Annotated in this window: 2 protein-coding genes; both read right to left on the bottom strand. The window is 67.3% G+C overall.

Annotated features, from left to right (window positions below):
- On the bottom strand, positions 1–191 hold a 191-nt coding region (locus tag AACY08_RS28355; protein WP_339472414.1), incomplete at its 3' end, for a cob(I)yrinic acid a,c-diamide adenosyltransferase.
- Positions 181–557, bottom strand: a 377-nt coding sequence (locus AACY08_RS28350) for an SAM-dependent methyltransferase (RefSeq protein WP_339472413.1), incomplete at its 5' end; no start/stop codon positions are given. The genes AACY08_RS28355 and AACY08_RS28350, both read right to left, overlap by 11 nt.

The following is a 557-nucleotide window of genomic DNA, read 5'->3' as shown; positions in this document are numbered from 1 at the left end:
CCGATCGCGCGCACGACCAAGCCCAGCGCGGCGCTGGTCTTGCCCTTGCCTTTGCCGGTGTGGACGATCAGGAGGCCCTTTTCGCGGGTCTTCCCCGCGACGATCCTGGCTTGCGCGGCCTGTTTTTTGCGCATCTTCTCGGTGTGCCGCGCTTCGTTCGCCGACGCAGCGTCTTCGGGGTCAAGCGACATCGGCGCGGTTCTTTCGTAAGAGATAGATATCCATGATCCAGCCATTGCGCGCGCGCAGGTTGGCTCGCGCGGCGGCAATGCGCGGCGCGACGGTGGCGAGCGGTCCGTGGATCAGCGTTTCCTGTGGCATCCCGACATAGGCACCCCACCAGATCGAAATGCCGTCCGGCTCCAGCACCTCGAACGCGCAGCCGCTGTCGAGCATAACCACAACCGTGTCGGCCGCGTCGGGCCAGCCACAGGCGCGCAATAACCGCCCGGTGGTGATCGTGACGGCACCCGCGAGGGCATTGAGCGGGATGGCGTGCGCGGCGGTGAGCAGCTGCAGGCTGGTCAGTCCCGGCACGACGCGCACGCGGAGCGGCA

The organism is Pseudomonas sp. EL_65y_Pfl1_R83, from assembly GCF_963970695.1.
GTDB lineage: Bacteria > Pseudomonadota > Gammaproteobacteria > Pseudomonadales > Pseudomonadaceae > Aquipseudomonas > Aquipseudomonas tritici.
The sequence above is the reverse complement of the archived record's forward strand: the minus strand, read 5'-3'. Positions and strand labels throughout refer to the sequence as shown.